Source organism: Streptomyces sp. NPDC013317 (genome assembly GCF_055563155.1).
Map to the genome: position 1 here is coordinate 423743 of NZ_JBVHDX010000001.1, position 17557 is coordinate 441299.

General features: G+C 72.3%; 15 protein-coding genes. 9 read left to right on the forward strand and 6 right to left on the reverse strand.

Annotation, left to right across the window (positions count from 1 at the left end; genetic code table 11):
- Positions 1-205: 205 nt before the first annotated feature.
- Entirely contained in the window at positions 206-730 is a 525-nt protein-coding gene (locus tag ACZ3IJ_RS01760) for a hypothetical protein (protein WP_467465652.1), read from the forward strand.
- A gap of 147 nt (positions 731-877) precedes the next feature.
- Here ACZ3IJ_RS01760 and ACZ3IJ_RS01765 read toward each other — a convergent pair whose 3' ends face one another.
- Positions 878-1438 carry a hypothetical protein gene (locus tag ACZ3IJ_RS01765; RefSeq protein WP_467465653.1) on the reverse strand — a complete coding sequence of 187 codons (561 nt, stop codon included), beginning with the start codon at positions 1436-1438 and terminating at the stop codon, positions 878-880.
- Positions 1439-1612: 174 nt separating this feature from the next.
- Positions 1613-2377 carry a bestrophin-like domain gene (locus ACZ3IJ_RS01770; protein WP_391796509.1) on the reverse strand — a complete coding sequence of 255 codons (765 nt, stop codon included), beginning with the start codon at positions 2375-2377 and terminating at the stop codon, positions 1613-1615.
- A gap of 137 nt (positions 2378-2514) precedes the next feature.
- Between ACZ3IJ_RS01770 and ACZ3IJ_RS01775 the strand changes: the two genes are divergently transcribed.
- From ACZ3IJ_RS01775 to ACZ3IJ_RS01790, 4 genes are all read left to right on the forward strand, one after another.
- Positions 2515-2982: a hypothetical protein gene (locus tag ACZ3IJ_RS01775; RefSeq protein ID WP_467465654.1), complete on the forward strand. Its 468-nt coding sequence runs from the start codon at positions 2515-2517 to the stop codon at positions 2980-2982.
- A 311-nt stretch (positions 2983-3293) separates the two neighbouring features.
- Positions 3294-4277 (forward strand): SCO0930 family lipoprotein, encoded by a 984-nt coding sequence (locus ACZ3IJ_RS01780; RefSeq protein WP_467465655.1) that lies wholly within the window; start codon positions 3294-3296, stop codon positions 4275-4277.
- A 269-nt stretch (positions 4278-4546) separates the two neighbouring features.
- Positions 4547-5359 carry an SAM-dependent methyltransferase gene (locus tag ACZ3IJ_RS01785; RefSeq protein ID WP_467465656.1) on the forward strand — a complete coding sequence of 271 codons (813 nt, stop codon included), beginning with the start codon at positions 4547-4549 and terminating at the stop codon, positions 5357-5359.
- The gene (locus ACZ3IJ_RS01790) at positions 5356-7524 is read left to right on the forward strand and encodes a putative bifunctional diguanylate cyclase/phosphodiesterase (protein WP_467465657.1); all 2169 of its coding nucleotides are present in this window, start codon (positions 5356-5358) and stop codon (positions 7522-7524) included. Before ACZ3IJ_RS01785 ends, ACZ3IJ_RS01790 begins: the two co-directional genes overlap by 4 nt.
- Positions 7525-7581: 57 nt before the next feature.
- Here the strand turns inward: ACZ3IJ_RS01790 and ACZ3IJ_RS01795 are convergent, their stop codons facing one another.
- Positions 7582-8460 carry a LysR family transcriptional regulator gene (locus ACZ3IJ_RS01795; RefSeq protein WP_467465658.1) on the reverse strand — a complete coding sequence of 293 codons (879 nt, stop codon included), beginning with the start codon at positions 8458-8460 and terminating at the stop codon, positions 7582-7584.
- Positions 8461-8616: 156 nt separating this feature from the next.
- Between ACZ3IJ_RS01795 and ACZ3IJ_RS01800 the strand changes: the two genes are divergently transcribed.
- The 3 genes from ACZ3IJ_RS01800 to ACZ3IJ_RS01810 are packed head-to-tail and all read left to right on the forward strand — an operon-like array spanning position 8617 to position 11934.
- Positions 8617-9243: a succinate dehydrogenase gene (locus tag ACZ3IJ_RS01800; protein WP_467466253.1), complete on the forward strand. Its 627-nt coding sequence runs from the start codon at positions 8617-8619 to the stop codon at positions 9241-9243.
- A 1-nt stretch (position 9244) separates the two neighbouring features.
- Entirely contained in the window at positions 9245-11188 is a 1944-nt protein-coding gene (locus ACZ3IJ_RS01805; RefSeq protein WP_467465659.1) for a fumarate reductase/succinate dehydrogenase flavoprotein subunit, read from the forward strand.
- Positions 11185-11934 carry a succinate dehydrogenase/fumarate reductase iron-sulfur subunit gene (locus tag ACZ3IJ_RS01810; protein WP_467465660.1) on the forward strand — a complete coding sequence of 250 codons (750 nt, stop codon included), beginning with the start codon at positions 11185-11187 and terminating at the stop codon, positions 11932-11934. The genes ACZ3IJ_RS01805 and ACZ3IJ_RS01810 overlap by 4 nt, the downstream gene beginning before the upstream one ends.
- A gap of 43 nt (positions 11935-11977) precedes the next feature.
- On the opposite strand, the gene ACZ3IJ_RS01815 is transcribed toward ACZ3IJ_RS01810, so the two are convergent.
- On the reverse strand, positions 11978-12832 hold the full coding sequence (locus tag ACZ3IJ_RS01815) for a helix-turn-helix domain-containing protein (protein ID WP_467465662.1): 855 nt from the start codon (positions 12830-12832) through the stop codon (positions 11978-11980).
- Positions 12833-13008: 176 nt separating this feature from the next.
- On the opposite strand from ACZ3IJ_RS01815, the gene ACZ3IJ_RS01820 reads away from it, so the two are divergent.
- On the forward strand, positions 13009-13560 hold the full coding sequence (locus ACZ3IJ_RS01820; RefSeq protein WP_467465664.1) for a YceI family protein: 552 nt from the start codon (positions 13009-13011) through the stop codon (positions 13558-13560).
- Positions 13561-13740: 180 nt separating this feature from the next.
- Here the strand turns inward: ACZ3IJ_RS01820 and ACZ3IJ_RS01825 are convergent, their stop codons facing one another.
- Both ACZ3IJ_RS01825 and ACZ3IJ_RS01830 read right to left on the reverse strand, forming a co-directional pair.
- On the reverse strand, positions 13741-16104 hold the full coding sequence (locus ACZ3IJ_RS01825) for an ATP-binding cassette domain-containing protein (protein WP_467465665.1): 2364 nt from the start codon (positions 16102-16104) through the stop codon (positions 13741-13743).
- 9 nt (positions 16105-16113) lie between these two features.
- Positions 16114-17133 carry an LLM class flavin-dependent oxidoreductase gene (locus tag ACZ3IJ_RS01830; RefSeq protein ID WP_467465667.1) on the reverse strand — a complete coding sequence of 340 codons (1020 nt, stop codon included), beginning with the start codon at positions 17131-17133 and terminating at the stop codon, positions 16114-16116.
- Positions 17134-17557: the final 424 nt, after the last annotated feature.

Below are 17557 nucleotides of genomic sequence, written 5' to 3' on the forward strand. Positions count from 1 at the left end.
AGTATTCGTCGGACAATCACCCTGACGGCCTGTGACCTGCGGCTCCGTCAGATTCGGGGGCGATTCCCCGGCGTGTCGCCTCACCGGGGTGGACCAGTGCCGAAATGCGCGCTTCGCCAGCACTTGTGAGGGTTCGTCATGGAAGGCGTACTCGTCGAACTTCCCGGAGCACCGCTTTGGGGCGTCTTCCACTGGAGGTTCAACCATGCGTGCTGCACGCACTCTGGCGGTGACCGCCACCGCGTTCGCGGCGGTCGGGCTCGCCGCCCCTCTCGCCGCCGCCACCCACGGGCCCACCCACGTGGCCGTCAGCGCCCACCAGGTCGACCGGGGCGGTGACGGCGCCAACAGCGTCACGGTCTCCCCGTTCGCCGTGCACCAGGGCGGCATCCTCACGATCTCCGTCCGGAACTGCCCCGGCGGCCGGGTCACGTCCAACGCCTTCCCGACGGTCACCCTCTCCGGCAACGTCAACGGGGTGTCCACCGCCACCGCCCGCATCCACGACCACGCCACGCCGGGTCAGTACAACCTGGCCGTCCAGTGCAACGGCCGCACGCTCACCCAGACGTTCCGCGTCCTGGCCGGCCAGGGCGCGCAGGGTGGCCTCGGCGGCTCGCTCGCGCCCAGCTCCACGGAGATGGCGGTCGGCGGATCGCTCGTCGCCGCGGCAGCGCTCGGCGGTGGTCTCTTCATCGCCCGGCGCCGTATGAGCGGCGGAAGGGCCTGACCGCCGAACCTCCCGGTCGGCCCGCCACGCCCGTCGCCCCCGGGTCCAGGACCCGGGGGCGACGGGCTCGGTGTGTTCCGCGGGACGGTGGGTGTTCGTGCACCCGCAGGCCGGTGGTGAGCGGTACGGGGGACACCGCCCCCGCCGTCAGTGGCGCCGGCCCCGGTCGAGCTGCGACCGGCGTCGTACGACAAGGACGGTTCCCGCGGCGGCGGCGAGGACGAGGCCCGCGCCGGCCGCCAGCATCACCTTGTCGACCTCGTCGACCGAGCCGCCGAGACCGCCCTGGACACCGCGCGGTGTGGTGAGGACGGTCGAGCTGGTGGTCGGCGTGGCGGTGGTGCCGCTGATGGTCAGGTTGACGGTGTCCGTGATCCCGCCGGTGCAGTTGAACGCCACGGTGTAGACGGCACCGCGCCGGGCGTCCGCGTCCACCACGGCGGTGGCCGAGGACCCGGGGGCGATGGTGACCGTGTCGAAGATGCCCGCCGACGCGATCGCCGTACTGCGGCAGCCGGGAGCGGTGAGCGTCACCCGGCCGCCCGGCGCCACCAGCGAGGGGGTCACGACGAAATCGCCCGGTGCCTTCGCTCCGGCGGCCTTGGGGGGCGGTGCGGGTGCGCCGTCCGCCGCGGAGGCGACGGGAGCGGCCAGGGCGAGGGTGGCCGCCCCCAGCAGGGCTGTGGACACGGCACGTATCGCGCGCATGGATTCCTCCGGGTCCCCGAGGAGCAGCCGCGGAAGCGGTTTCCGCACAAGGACAGGGCATACACCTCGATACCGTCAGACGCTAGGAGCGCACTACCACAGCCGCGATCCCAGACGAGCGAATGGGGGACCGATGTCCCCCGTACGGCCCTGGTGGCGTGTCGCGCGCCGCCGCTATCGCGTGAGGTGCGGGAACAGGTCGGTGAACGGTGTGGCCGTCGCCGAGATCCCGCGCCCGAACGGCGCGTCGAAGTCCCAGATCAGGAAGAGCAGGAAGGCGATGAGCGCGCTGAACAGCCCCGCGAGCAGCAGCTCCCGGCCGGTGCGCCGGATCTGCAGGGTGAAGATGAGCCCGACCGTCACCAGCGCGCCGATGATCAGGCCGAACCACACCACCCCGGGCATGGTCGCCCCCGCGTTCTGCCCCCGGGCCCCACGCGCGTCGTCCACCACGGCCACCTGGTCCACGAGCGGTTGGTACGCCTGCCCCTCGTGGTCGTCCGCGGGCCGGTAGTCGGTCACGCTCCTGCGCACCTGTTCGAGCAGCCGGGTGCCCTGCTCGCTGAGTGCGCCGTGCTCGGACATGTGGTCCCACTCCTCGTCGACCACGTACGCGGCGTACGCGTCGACGTCGGCGCGGATCCGGTCCCGGACGCCGGCCGGGTACACCTCGACCCGGGCCGAGATCTCGTGCAGCGCCTGGGCCTCCTGGCGGACGGTCTCCTGGGCCGCGCCGCGTGCCTCCCAGACGCCCGCGATCGCGAGGCCGAGCACGATCGCGTAGATCACGCCGATCATCATGGTCATGTACTCCATGACGTCGGGGGTCTCGCTGGGATCGTCGTCGTCGGGGACCCTGCGGTTGTTGATGACGACGATGGTGAGGACGACCGCGCACGCGGCGGCCATCGCGATGGTCAGGACGAGCCATTCGGACATGGTGTTCCCTTCGGCGGACTCGGCGGACTCGGCGGACTCGGCGGACTCGGCGGGCTCAGTGCGCTCGGCGGGCTCAGTGCCGGCGGGCTCAGCGGGAGCGCGGGCGCAGGATCGCTGTCGCGAGCACCGCGGGAGCGGTGACCAGCAGCATCAGGGAGACGAGCGAGGGCCCGCCCGTGGGCTGGGGCCGGGCGGCCCGGCGGTACTCGGGCAGGGCGACGGGGGCGGGCGCGGGTGCCGGCGGTCGCGTACGCGCCGACGGCGTCGGCGAGGGTGGCGGGGGAGCGGGCGCCGGTGGTGGCGGGGCCGGAGCGCGGCTCGGCGGGGCCGGCCGCGGCGGAGGCGGAGGATCCGCCCGCTCGGGAGGGGGCGGCGGCGGGGGTTTCGGCGGCGTCGGTTCCTCGGGTGGTTCCTTCGTCGGTTCCGGTGTGGGCTCGGGCGTCGGCTCCGGTGTGGGCGTCGGCGTCGGTTCCGGTGTGGGCGACGGAGTCGGCTCCGGAGTGGGCTCCGGACATGGCGGCGGGGTGGTCGGCGGGGGCGGACACCCGCCCGGACCGGCGCCCGCGACCGCGGTGTTCGAGCCGCCCGGCCCGGTCACGGCGTAGGCGCAGGCGTCGGCGGCCGCGGGCGCCGGGGCGGCGAGCAGCCACAGCAGCGCGGCGGCCGCCAGCGACCGCGCGAGGTGAGATCCGTACAGAGACACAGACACGCCGAAGAGCATGATCAGAGCCCCGGCCCAGCACGCCGGGAACCGGGCCGGATTCCCCGGATGGAGGGGATCTCGGCCGTCAGTGGTTTGACGATCTCCGAAAGTTTTCTCGCCGCCGTTGAGTGCGACGCCTCCGAGCCCCGTATCCAATGCCGTGAAGCGGCCGCGGAGGCTGCGCCGACAAGCAATGATGCAACGGGAGTTGACATGAAGACCTGGGGGAACGCGGCGCTCGCACTGACGGCGGCGACGATGCTCGCACTGACGACGGCGTGTGGTCAGGAGCAGGGCGACCAGACACTGGGCGGCCAGCCCGCGGGAGCCGCCAACCCGGCCGGAGCGCCCGCCGACGCCGGATACAGCTCCGGCGGTTACGCCTCCGGGGGTTACGGCGACAGCGGCGGCGGCGAGGCGGAGCCCGCCGGGCAGATGGCGGTGGCGTCCACCAAGCAGCTCGGCAAGGTGGTCACCGACAGCGAGGGCTTCACGCTCTACCGCTTCGACAAGGACTCCGCCTCCCCGCCCAAGGCCACCTGCGAGGGCGACTGCGTCAAGGCGTGGCCCGTGGTGAGCGCGGAGGGCGCCAAGGCCCCGGCCGGCGTGGACGCCTCGCTGCTGGGCGAGGTCACCCGCGCCGACGGCAGCAAGCAACTGACGCTCGGCGGCTGGCCGATGTACCGGTACGCCAAGGACACCAAGCCCGGAGACGTGAACGGCCAGGGTGTCGGCGGCACCTGGTTCGCCTCCGCCCCCGACGGCAAGAAGGCCTCGGCGGGAGCCGACGGCGGCGCCGCGGAGGAGGGCGCCGAGGAGGAGCCGGTGACGGACGCGGCCGGGCTCTCGGTGCACAAGGACCCCAAGCTCGGTGAGATCGTGGTCGATTCACGGGGAATGACGGTCTACCGCTTCAAGAAGGATTCCGCCTGGCCCATGAAGACGGCCTGCACCGGTGCCTGCCTGGAGAAGTGGCCGGTTGTCGCCCCCGTCGACAAGAACGACATCGAGGGCATCACGAAGAAGGGCTTCGTCACCTTCTCCCGGCCCGACGGCATCAAGCAGCAGACCATCGACTGCTGGCCCCTCTACACCTTCGCCGGCGACGAGGAGCCCGGAGACACCAACGGCCAGGGTGTGGGCGGCACCTGGTATGCCGTGTCCCCCGAGGGAAAGCTGGTCGGAGCGCCCAAGTAGGTCCCCCGCGCCGCGCTTCCGGCCTGCCGGCCCGCCGTCACCTCCCCGGTGACGGCGGGCCGGCGCACGTCCGTATGCACGTGAAAATGCACGAGCTGAAGGCGTGAACCTTTCTCTTCCGCTCGCACGTGCCAATGGCGTGTGACGAAGAACGGACCGCGAATTTCCGTTTCCACTCGCTCTCGCGACGGGCGATCAGTAGCCTCTGCTCGAACACCGGCCGCGAACACCTGGCCGCATCCCCCGTGGTTGACTCGTTGGAGACAGTGATGGAGCGTCCCGCCTGGGCCCCGCCGGGCATCGATATCTCGGTGCCGAGCGTGTCCCGAATGTACGACTTCTATCTGGGCGGCTCGCACAATTTCGAGGTCGACCGCGAAGCGGCCCGCAAGGCCATGGAGTTCATGCCGGGACTCCCCAAGGTCATGCAGGCGAACCGTGCCTTCATGCGCCGCGCCGTGCGCTACGCCGTCGCCGAGGGCGTGACCCAGTTCCTCGACATAGGCTCCGGCATACCGACGTTCGGCAACGTCCACGAGGTCGCCATGGCCGCCTCGCCCGACGCGCGCGTGGTGTACGTCGACCACGACCCGGTGGCCGTGGCGCACAGCCGGGCCGTGCTGGAGGGCGAGGGGCGCGCCGCCGTCGTCGCGGCGGACCTGCGCAAGCCCCGGGAGATCCTGGACAGCCCCGAGGTCCGCCAACTCCTGGACCTGGAAAAGCCCGTGGCGCTGCTCCTGGTGGCCGTCCTGCACTTCCTCGAGGACGAGGACGAGCCGCGCGCGGCGGTCGCCGAGCTGCTCGACGCCCTCGCCCCCGGCAGCCTGCTCGTGCTGACCCACGCCTCCTACGAGGGCATCCCGCTGACGGAGGACGAAGCCGCGGGTACCGTCGGTGTGTACCGGCAGATCCGCAACCCCCTCGTGATGCGCTCGCACGCCGAGATCAGCCGGTTCTTCGACGGCTGCGAGCCGGTCGAGCCCGGCGTGGTCTCCATGCCGGAGTGGCGGCCCGAGAGCCCGGTCGAGGAGGAGGATCCCTACGCCTTCTCGGGCTTCGCCGGTGTGGGGCGCAAGGCGTGAAGGTGCCGTCGCAGCCGTCGGGCTCCGGTGCGGAACCGGACAGCCTGGAGGGCAGACTCCGGCGGTTCGTGACCATCTGGAGCCGGGCCACCTTCCCCGTCACGGCCACCTCCATGACCCGCGCCGAGTTCGAGCAGCAACTGATGCCGCTCGCCCGCGCGCTGTGCGCCGCGCTGCACGACCGGTCCCTGGACACGGCGCCCGCCCACGGCGTCGGCGCCGCGCTGGTCGGCATCCACTGCACGGAGCCCGACGCGCTCAGCCGCACCCTCGGCGTCATCGACGCCTACCTGGTGCTCTACTGCGGTGACGAGGAGAGCACCACCTCCACGGAGGAGCTGCGGGCCCGCTGTTCACGGCTGCAGCACGCGATGGCGGCCGGTTTCGCCCAGGCCCTGCGCGAGCGGACCCGCGCCGAGCAGGAGGCCATCGCCCGCTCCGCGCTCAGCGCCCGCAACGCCGCCGAAGTCGCCCTGCACACGACTGAGAGCCGCTTCCGGGCGGTCTTCGACGGGGCGGCGGTCGGGATCGGCATCGCCGACCTCGAAGGGAACGTCCTGGAGGTCAACGAGACCCTCACCCGGATGTTCGGCGGCCTGGACGGGCAGATCCGCGCCCGCAAGGTCAAGGAGTGGGCCCACCCCGAGGACGGCCCGCACGTCTGGAAGCTCTACGACGAACTCGTACGCGGAGAGCGCGAGCACTATCGCGTGGAGAAGCCGTACTACCGGGGCGACGGCACGGTCCTGTGGACCAACCTCACGGTCTCGCTGCTGCGCGACGCCGAGGGCTTCCCGCAGTACCAGCTCGCCCTCCTGGAGGACACCACCGAGCGGCGGCTGCTCAACCTGCGCCTGCGGTACGAGGCGACCCATGACGCGCTCACCGGGCTGCCCAACCGGACCCTGTTCTTCGAACGCCTGGAGAAGGCGCTCGGCTCGGCCGACGGCGGCCGCTTCGGCCTCTGCTACCTCGACCTGGACGGCTTCAAGGCGATCAACGACAGCCTCGGCCACGCGACCGGCGACCGGCTCCTCGTCGAGGTCGCCGACCGGCTGCAGAGTTGCGCCACCGCCCCGGGCGAGATGGTGGCCCGCCTCGGTGGCGACGAGTTCGTCGCGCTGACCACCGGTCCGCACACCGAGCGCGAGGTCGTCGAGCTGGCCAACCGCATCCTCGCCACGCTCGCCACCCCCGTCCGTATCGACGGCCGTGAGCTGACGGTCCGCGGCAGCGTCGGTGTCGTCGAGGGACCGGCGGGGGAGCGGACACCGGCCGAGGTGCTGCGCAGCGCCGACATCACCATGTACCGCGCCAAGTCGGCCGGCGGAAACCGCTTCGAGTTCGCCGACGCCGAGGCCGACGCCCGGGCGATCACCCGGCACGGGCTGACCACCGCGCTTCCGGCGGCCCTGGAGCGCGGAGAGTTCTTCATCGAGTACCAGCCGCTGGTACATCTCGGCGACGGCAGCGTGCACGGCGCCGAGGCGCTCGTACGGTGGTGCCATCCGCAGCACGGCGTCCTGGGGCCCGACCGGTTCATCCCGCTCGCGGAGAACACCGGGCTGATCGTGCCGCTGGGCCGCTGGGTCCTCCAGGAGGCCGTCCGCCAGGCCCGGTTCTGGCAGGCCCGGCACGCCGACGGCGGCCCGCTGCGCATCAACGTCAACCTCTCGCCGACCCAGCTGCACCATCCGCGCCTGGTCGCCGACACCGTCGACGTCCTGGAGCGCTCGGGCCTCGAACCGGGCGCGCTCTGCCTGGAGGTCACCGAGTCGGCGCTGATCGGCGCCGACGACGACCTGCTGAAGCCGCTGCGCCAGCTCGCCGAGATGGGTGTGGACATCGCGCTCGACGACTTCGGCACGGGCTACTCGAACCTGGCCAATCTGCGGCGGCTGCCGGTGAGCGTCCTCAAGCTGGACCGTTCCTTCACCCAGGGCATGCAGCAGCACCCCGCGGACCCGGTCGACCTCAAGATCGTGGAGGGCATCGTCTCGCTCGCGCACAGCCTGGAACTGGCGGTGACGGTGGAAGGCGTGGAGACGGGCGCACAGGCGCAGCAGCTCAGGGAGCTCGGCTGCGACACCGCCCAGGGCTGGTACTACGCGCGCCCGGGCGCACCGGACCGCATCCACTCCCTGCTCCTGGCGGACGCGGTGTGACACCCGCCGAGGGGCACGTTCCCCCTGGGGACGGTGCCCGCCCCGACCGGGGCGCGGTCAGGTGGAGCGGAGGAGCAGGCGCTGCAGCTCCCGCGCGGCCCGGGGCGGTGCCACGTCGCTGCGGTGAGCCAGCGCGATCGTGCGGCGCAGCCCCGGACGGGCCAGGGCCGTGACCCGGAGGTCGCGGCCCGCGCGGGCCGCGACCATGGCCGGCACCACCGCCACCCCGAGGCCCGCCCGGACGAAGCCGAGCACCGCGTCCATCTCGCCGCCCTCCACCGTGAACGTGGGCTCGAAGCCCTCCGCCCGGCACGCGGCCACCGTCAGCTCCCGCAGGTCGTAGCCGTGCCGGAACATCACCAGCGGCTGATCGCGCAGATCCGCGATACGTACCGGCCGGGCCGGCGCCCGGGCCGCCGCGCTCGAGACCACCACCAGATCCTCGCGCAACAGCTCGACCGTCGTCAGGGCCGGGGACGGCGTCGGCAGCGGCAGCACCACGAGGGCGAGGTCGAGCGCGCCACGCGCCAGCTCCCGTACGAGGTCGTGCGAACCGCCCTCCTCGATGAGGAGCTGGATCCCGGGGTGGAGGTCGTGGAAGGCGCGGAGCACGTCCGGCAGGAGACCCGTGCAGAGGCTCGGCGTCGCACCGAGCCGAACCCGCCCGCGCCTCAGCTGCACCAGCTCCTGCACCTCGTGGCGGGCCGTGTCCGTGTCCGCCAGGATCCGGCGTGCGAGCGGCAGCAGCGCCTCGCCGGCGTCGGTCAGCGTGATGTTCCCCCGCGCCCGGCTGAACAGCTCCGCCCCCAGCTCCTTCTCCAGGGCCCGGATCTGCTGCGAGAGCGAGGGCTGGGAGACGTGCACCCGCTCGGCGGCACGCGTGAAGTGCCGGGTCTCGGCCACCGCCACGAAGTACTGGAGCTGCTGGAACTGCATAGGCTCAGCCTATCGAGATAAGCCGGACCATGTCTTGGACCTCTCGGGCCCTTCGGCCCTAGCGTCGGATGCATGGCTCTGGCAACGAAGACGGCACCCCCGCCGCCCACCCGCCCCCGCGGCTTCTGGTCCTCGACCATCGGCAAGAAGACCGTCATGGCCGTCAGCGGTCTGCTCATGCTCGGCTACCTCGTGGCCCACGTCATGGGCAACCTCAAGGTCTTCTTCGGCCCCGAGGAGTTCAACGCCTACGGCCACTGGCTGCGCACCATGGGCGCGCCGGTCCTGCACCACTCCTGGGCCCTCTGGCTCGTCCGGATCGTGCTGCTCGCCGCCGTGGTCGGCCACGCCGTCTCCGCGTACCAGCTCAGCAGGCGTGACATCAAGGCACGACCCACCGGCTACGTGCACCGCCGCAGGAGGTCCTCGTACGCCACGCGCACCATGCGCTGGGGCGGGATCATCCTGGCCCTCTTCATCGTCTGGCACATCCTGGACCTGACCACCGGCACCGTCCACACCGGCGGCTTCCAGGAGGGCCACCCGTACCAGAACGTCGTGGACACCTTCTCCACGTGGTACGGCAACGTGATCTACATCGTCGCCATGCTCGCCGTCGGCCTCCACGTCCGCCACGGCTTCTGGAGCGCCGCGCAGACCCTCGGCGTCGGCAACGCCCGGCGCGAGCGGCTGCTCAAGGCCCTCGCGAACGGCCTCGCGCTCGTCCTGACCGCGGGCTTCATCTCCGTACCCGTAGCCGTCATGACCGGAGTGGTGAGCTGACATGAGCTTCCTCGACTTCACGACCGGTGAGCCGGTCGTCGACCACAAGGCCCCGGCGGGACCGATCGCGGAACGCTGGGACACCCGGCGCTTCCAGGCCAAGCTGGTCAACCCCGCCAACCGCCGCAAGCACACCGTCATCGTCGTCGGCACCGGCCTCGCCGGCGGCTCCGTCGGCGCGACCCTCGCCGAACAGGGCTACCACGTCGTCCAGTTCTGCTACCAGGACTCCCCGCGGCGCGCCCACTCCATCGCCGCCCAGGGCGGTATCAACGCGGCCAAGAACTACCGCAACGACGGCGACTCCGTCCACCGCCTCTTCTACGACACCGTCAAGGGCGGCGACTTCCGCGCCCGTGAGTCCAACGTCCACCGTCTCGCCCAGATCTCGGTCGAGATCATCGACCAGTGCGTCGCCCAGGGTGTCCCCTTCGCCCGTGAGTACGGCGGACTCCTCGACACCCGCTCCTTCGGCGGCGTCCAGGTCTCCCGCACCTTCTACGCCCGCGGCCAGACGGGCCAGCAGCTGCTCCTCGGGGCGTACCAGGCGCTCTCCCGGCAGATCGCCGCGGGCAACGTCGAGATGCACGCCCGCACCGAGATGCTCGACCTGATCGTGGTCGACGGCCGGGCGCGCGGGATCGTCGCCCGGGACCTGGTCACCGGCGCGATCTCGACCCACTACGCGGACGCGGTGGTCCTCGCCAGCGGCGGCTACGGCAACGTCTTCTACCTGTCGACGAACGCCATGAACTCCAACGCCACCGCCGTCTGGCGGGCCCACCGGCGCGGCGCGTACTTCGCCAACCCCTGCTTCACCCAGATCCACCCCACCTGCATCCCGCGCACCGGCGACCACCAGTCCAAGCTGACGCTGATGAGCGAGTCGCTGCGCAACGACGGCCGGATCTGGGTCCCGAAGGCGAAGGGCGACACCCGCCCCGCCGCCGAGATCCCCGAGGACGAGCGCGACTACTACCTGGAGCGCATCTACCCCTCCTTCGGCAACCTCGTCCCGCGTGACATCGCCTCCCGTGCCGCGAAGAACGTCTGCGACGAGGGGCGTGGTGTCGGACCGGGCGGCCAGGGCGTGTACCTGGACTTCGCCGACGCCATCCGGCGGATGGGCCGCAAGGCGGTCGAGGAGAAGTACGGCAACCTCTTCGACATGTACGAGCGGATCACCGCCGAGAACCCGTACGAGGTCCCGATGCGGATCTATCCCGCCGTGCACTACACGATGGGCGGACTCTGGGTCGACTACGACCTCCAGACCACCGTGCCGGGCCTGTTCGCCATCGGCGAGGCCAACTTCTCCGACCACGGGGCCAACCGGCTCGGCGCCTCCGCGCTGATGCAGGGGCTCGCCGACGGCTACTTCGTCCTGCCGTCCACCATCAACGACTACCTCGCCCGCCACCCGCACGCCGAGCAGGTCACCGACGAGCACCCGGCGGTGCGGGAGGTGCTCGCCGAGACCGAGGACCGGCTCAACCTGCTGCTCGCGGTCGACGGGGACCGGACCCCGGACTCCTTCCACCGCGAACTCGGCGAACTGATGTGGGAGTTCTGCGGCATGGCCCGTACGGACGAGGGGCTGCGCAAGGCGCTCGACCGCATCCCCCGGATCCGCGAGGAGTTCTGGCGCCGCATCAAGGTCCCCGGCACGGGCGAGGAGTTCAACCAGTCGCTGGAGAAGGCCAACCGAATCGTCGACTATCTGGAGCTCGCCGAGCTGATGTGCCTCGACGCGCTGAACCGCGCCGAGTCCTGCGGCGGCCACTTCCGCGAGGAGTCCCAGACGCCGGACGGCGAGGCCGCGCGGCGCGACGAGGAGTTCTCGTACGCGGCGGCCTGGGAGTTCACCGAGGGCGGCGCCCCCGTCCTGCACAAGGAAGACCTCGTCTTCGAGTACGTCCACCCCACCCAGCGGAGCTACGCATGAAGCTCACCCTGCGCATCTGGCGCCAGAAGAACGCCGACGCCCCCGGCGCCATGTCCACCTACGACATCGACGGCATCTCCGCCGACATGTCGTTCCTGGAGATGCTCGACACGCTCAACGAGGAGCTCATCCTGCGCGGGGAGGACCCCGTCGCCTTCGACCACGACTGCCGCGAGGGGATCTGCGGCGCGTGCAGCCTGGTCATCGACGGAGACGCCCACGGCCCCGAGCGCACCACGACCTGTCAGCTCCACATGCGGTCCTTCCGCGACGGCGACACCATCGACATCGAGCCCTGGCGCGCCTCCGCCTTCCCCGTGGTCAAGGACCTGGTGGTCGACCGCTCCGCCTTCGACCGGATCATCCAGGCCGGCGGCTACATCAGCGCCCCCACCGGCGCGGCCCCCGAGGCCCACGCCACCCCCGTGCCGAAGGCGGACGCCGACTTCGCCTTCGAGCACGCCGAGTGCATCGGCTGCGGCGCGTGCGTGGCCGCCTGCCCGAACGGCTCGGCGATGCTGTTCACCTCGGCGAAGGTCAACCACCTCAACGTGCTGCCCCAGGGCTCCCCGGAGCGCGAGACCCGGGTCCTCGACATGGTCGGCCAGATGGACGCCGAGGGCTTCGGCGGCTGCACGCTCACCGGGGAGTGCGCGACGGCCTGCCCGAAGGGGATCCCGCTCCCGTCGATCGCGGCCATGAACAAGGAGTGGCTCCGCGCGACGCGCAGGTCCGGCCGCCGGTAGGCAGGGGTCGCGGTCGGCCCCGCGGCCTCCGGGCCCTTCCTGGTCAGCCGCCGACCGCCCGCAAGGTGCCCGGCCGGCGGCCGACCAGCCGGTCCAGGGCGACGGAGGACGCCTCGTCGGCGGGCAGCCGTACCACGAGCCGCTGCCCGTCGGCCTCGGCCAGGTCGAGCACCTCGTACGCGAGCCGCAGCTCACCGGCCTCGGGGTGCACCAGCCGCTCGACCCCCGAGCGCTCCGGCAGCACACCGGCGGAGGCCAGCCGGTCCGAGAAGGCCGCGCCGGCGGTGACCGTCAGCTCCCTCGCCAGCTCGGCCATCGCCGGATCGGAGCCGGTGACGCCGAAGTACAGCCCCGCCACCTGCTGGTCGGCGACCCGGTCCCAGTCCGGGTAGACCTCCCGGGCCCTCGGATCGGTGAGGACGTACCGCGGCATGCTCGGCGGATCGCCGTCGAGCAGGCCCACCGGCCCCGCGAGCCGCGCGAAGCCGTCGCTGTACGCGACGATCTCACCGAGCATGTTCGTCACCGCGGCCGGCGTCTCGCCGAGCCGGTCGAGCAGCACACGCACGGTGGACCGCACCTCACGGGCCGGGGCCGGAGCGAGCGCGCACATGTGCTGGTCCTGACCGTGCTTCTGCAGCCGCCGCATATGGACCCGGGCGTCGAGGGGCAGCCGCAGGGCGTCGCTCAGCGCGCCGAGGACCTGGGCCGACGGGTTGCGGTCCCGGCCCTGCTCCAGGCGGGCCAGGTACTCGACGCTGATCCCGGCGAGCATCGCCAGCTCTGTCCGCCGCAGCCCCGGGGTCCGCCGGCGTGTCCCGGCGGGCAGCCCTGCCTGGGCGGGTGTCAGGGCCTCGCGTCGGGCGCGCAGGAACGCTCCCAGTTCGTTGTCGCTCACTCCACGATCGTACGAGCGCGGTGCGAGAACAGGGTGGCCCTGTCACTACCAGGCTCCGCGACTACCAGGCCCCGCACTGCCAGGCCCCGCACTGCCAGGCTCCGCACTACCAGACTCCGTACTACCCGTCCGGGCGCGGCCTTCCTCGTGGGACGGCGAGGCCCCAGCGTGGAGCCATGACCACTGAACAGCAGACCAGCCCGACCGCACTGCCGCTGACCGCCGGCCGCTGGGCCTTCGACCCGTTGCACTCCGCCGTCGGCTTCACCGTCCGTCACCTCGGCATCTCCAAGGTGCGCGGCCGCTTCAACGACCTCGACGCGGAGCTCGTCGTCGGTGAGAGCCTGGCGGACTCGTCGATCACCGCGACCGTCGCGCTGGCCTCCATCGACACGGGCAACGCGGACCGTGACGCGCATGTGCGGGCCGCGGACATGCTCGACGTGGAGAAGCGCCCCACGATGACGTTCCGCTCGACCCGGATCGGCGGTGCGGACGAGGATTGGACGCTCCAGGGCGACCTCACCATCGGGGACGTCACCCGGCCCGTCACCTTCGACGTGGAGTTCGGGGGAGTCGTGGAGGTGCCGATGGAAGGCAGCCGGCACGCGGGCTTCGACGCCACCGGTGAGTTCCGGCGCAGCGACTTCGGCCTGGACTTCGCCCCCGGCTTCCTCGGTGACGTCATCAAGGTGAGCCTGGAGGTCCAGTTCGTGGAGCCCAGCTAGGGCGTGTTGCGAAAGTCCCGCCTGCCCCGCGACGCCTGGCACGCACGCTCGCTGCGTTGTCGGGATCGTCCGAGTACACCCGGTACGAGGACGACCCTCCGCCTTGCGATCGCACGCACCAGACGCCGCGGGGCCCGCCCTTCGGGCGGACGGCGCTACTTTCGCAACACGCCCTAGGGCTCACCGGGGGCCTCGACCGCCGAGCCGGGCCGCGAGGTAGCGCGCGGTCCGGCTCTCCGGCGCGGCGGCCACCGTGTGCGGCGGGCCCTCGGCGACGATCCTGCCGCCCTCCTCGCCGCCGCCCGGACCGAGGTCGAGCACCCAGTCCGCCGTGGCGACCACGTCCATGTCGTGCTCGACGACGACCACCGAGTGCCCGGCGTCGACCAGGCCGTGGAGCTGGCGCATCAGCACCTCCACATCGGCCGGGTGGAGGCCGGTCGTCGGCTCGTCCAGGACGTAGAGAGTGTGCCCACGGCGCAGCCGCTGGAGCTCGGCGGCGAGCTTGATGCGCTGGGCCTCGCCCCCGGACAGCTCGGTCGCCGGCTGGCCGAGCCGGAGATAGCCGAGGCCGACGTCGAGCAGTGTGCGCAGACTGCGGGCGGCCGCCGGGGTGTCGGCGAAGAAGCCGGCCGCCGCCTCGACCGTGAGATCCAGGACCTCCGCGATCGTGAGCCCCCGCAGTTGCACCTCGAGGGTCTCCGGGTTGTAGCGGGCGCCCCGGCAGTCGGGGCAGGGGGTGTACGTGCTCGGCAGGAAGAGCAGCTCGACCGAGACGAAGCCCTCGCCCTGACACGTCTCGCACCGCCCGCCGGGCACGTTGAACGAGAACCGTCCCGCCTTGTACCCGCGCCCCCGGGCCTCCTCGGTGGCCGTGAACAGCTTGCGGACCACGTCGAAGAGACCGGTGTACGTCGCGAGGTTGGAGCGCGGCGTCCGCCCGATCGGCTTCTGGTCCACCGTCACCAGCCGCTCCACGCCCTTGAGTTCCTCGCCGAGCGTGCCGACCAGGGTCGACTTGCCCGACCCCGAGACCCCGGTCACCGCCGTGAGGACCCCGGTGGGGAAGGCCGCGTCGACCGCCTTGAGGTTGTGCCGGGTGACCGGCCCGGTGCGCAGCCAGCCGGTGGGCCGGCGCACCGTCCGCGCGGGGGCGGGGGCGCGGTCGAAGAGGAATCGGCGGGTCGCCGACTCCTCCACGCCCGCGAGGTCCTCCGGCGGACCGCTGTGCAGCACCCGGCCGCCGTGCACCCCCGCCCGGGGGCCGACGTCCACGATCCAGTCGGCGTGGCGGATCACGTCGAGATGGTGCTCCACCACGAACACCGTGTTGCCGGCGGCCTTGAGCCGGTCGAGGACGACCAGCAGCGCCTCGGTGTCGGCCGGGTGCAGACCCGCGGAGGGCTCGTCGAGTACGTACACGACCCCGAAAAGGCCCGAACGCAACTGGGTGGCCAGGCGCAGCCGTTGGAGCTCTCCGCTGGAGAGTGACGGGGTGGTGCGGTCCAGACTGAGATAGCCGAGGCCCAGTTCGGTCACCGTGCCGATCCGCGCGACGAGGTCCTCGGTCAGGAACCGCGCCGTCTCCGAGCCGTCGTGCTCCGTCAGGAGCCCCGCCAGAGCCGTCAGCGGAAGAGCGGCCAGTTCGGCGATCGTGCGTCCCGCGAAGGTCACCGCGAGCGCCTCCGGCCGCAGCCGGCTGCCCTCGCACACCGGGCACGGCGCGCTGGTCAGGAAGCGCTCGGCCTTCGCCCGCAGCGTGGGGCTCTTCGAGTCGGAGAACGTGTGCAGCACATAGCGGCGGGCGCTCATGTACGTTCCCTGGTAAGGCCGTTGGATGCGGCCCGCATCCCGTACCGGGTGGACCGTGACGACCGGCTGCTCGTCGGTGAAGAGGATCCACTCCCGGTCCTTCGCGTCGAGCTCCCGCCACGGTCGGTCGACGTCGTGGCCGAGCGCGTCCAGCACGTCGCGCAGGTTCTTGCCCTGCCAGGCGCCGGGCCACGCGGCGATCGCGCCCTCCCGGATCGACAACTGCGGGTCGGGTACGAGGAGTTCCTCGCCGGTCTCGTGGACGAGGCCCAGACCGTGGCACTCGGGGCAGGCGCCGACGGCGGTGTTCGGCGAGAACGCGTCGGAGTCGAGCCGCGCGGCCCCCGCCGGATACGTCCCGGCGCGGGAGAAGAGCATGCGCAGCGAGTTGGAGAGCGTGGTGACCGTGCCGACCGACGAGCGGGTGTTCGGCGAGGATCGGCGCTGTTCGAGGGAGACCGCCGGGGGAAGCCCGGTGATCTCGCCGACCTTCGGCGCCCCCACCTGATGGATCAGGCGCCGGGCGTAGGGCGCGACCGACTCGAAGTAGCGGCGCTGGGCCTCCGCGTAGATCGTCCCGAACGCGAGCGAGGACTTGCCGGAGCCGGACACCCCGGTGAAGACGGCGATCGCGTCACGCGGGACGTCCACGTCGACGCCGGCGAGGTTGTGCTCGCGGGCGCCCCGGACGCGGACGTACGGGTCGTGGCCGTCGATACGAGTGTCGGGCATTCCGCAATCCTAGGTGTTTGCGCTGGTCAGGCCCGTCACGCGAGCGAGACGGCGGTACGAGTCGAGGAGCGCCGCACGGTCGTACGTACTCGTCGTCACCAGTACTTCCTGAGCCCCGCTCTCCTTCGCCACCCGCTCCAGCGCGTCGCCGACCTGCTCCTCCGTGCCGTACAGGTGTCCCGTCAGACCCGACTCGAAGAAGCCGCGCTGCCTGTCGGTCATGGGGAGCCGCAGGATCTCCTCCACGGGCCTGAGAGGCGGGAAGACGCCCTGGGTGCGGGAGTGGGCGAGCGACCACGCCTCCGGTATCAGCAGGCTCCGCGCCTCCTCCTCGGTCGCGGCGACGGCGACGGTGCCCGCGATCACGACGTACGGCTCCTCGGACCACGCCGAGGGGCGGAACGCGGACCGGTAGGCGTCGACGGCGCCCAGCATCCGCTCCCTGCCGCGCAGATCGCCGATCACCAGCGGCAGCCCCGCCTCGGCGGCGATCGTCGCGCCCTCGCCGGTCGCGAGGACGTACGGCGGGATCCGCAGCCCCTCCGCCGGGCGCGCGTGCACCTGGGGGTGGGCGGTCTGGGTGCCGTCGAACCATCCGAGGAGCTCGGACAGCTGCTCGCCGAAGCGGTCCGCGTCCTCCTTGTCCCGGCCGAGCGCGCGCCGGATCCCGTCGGTGAAGCCGACGGAGCGGCCGAGGCCCATGTCGATCCGGCCCGGGAACAGCGACTCCAGGACGCCGAACTGTTCGGCGACGACCATCGGCTGGTGGTTGGGGAGCATCACCCCGCCGGTGCCGACCCGGATGGACGAGGTCGCGGCGGCCACGGCGGCCGCGAGCACGGTCGGCGCGGAACCGGCCACGCCGGGCACGCTGTGGTGCTCGGAGACCCAGAACCGGTGGTACCCGAGCGCCTCCGCCTGCCGCGCGAGCTCCACGCTCGCCCGCAGGGCGACGGCCCCGTCCTCACCCTCCCGGGTCCGGGAACGGTCGAGGACGGAGAAGCGGATGCCGCCGAGCGAAGAGGTCACGCAGGTTTCAACGCGCGCGGGCGCGGAGGATTCCCGGGCGGGGCGAAACGGTCGGCGACGGCATGCCGGCACTCGGGTACCGGCGACCCGGGACTCCGGCGCCTCAGCACCCGGTAGGTGGCGCCCCGCACCCGGCGTCCCACCACGCCGCCACTCCGGCGTCCCGGCGTCCCGCCACTCCGCCACTCCGGCGTCCCGCCACACTCCGGCGTCCCGGCGTCCCGCCACTCCGCCACTCCGGCGTCCCGCCACACTCCGGCGTCCCGGCGTCCCGCCACTCCGCCACTCCGGCGTCCCGCCACACTCCGGCGTCCCGGCGTCCCGCCACTCCGCCGCACTCCGGCGTCCCGGCGTCCCGGCGTCCCGCCACTCCGCCGCACTCCGGCGTCCCGGCGTCCCGCCACTCCGCCGCACTCCGGCGACC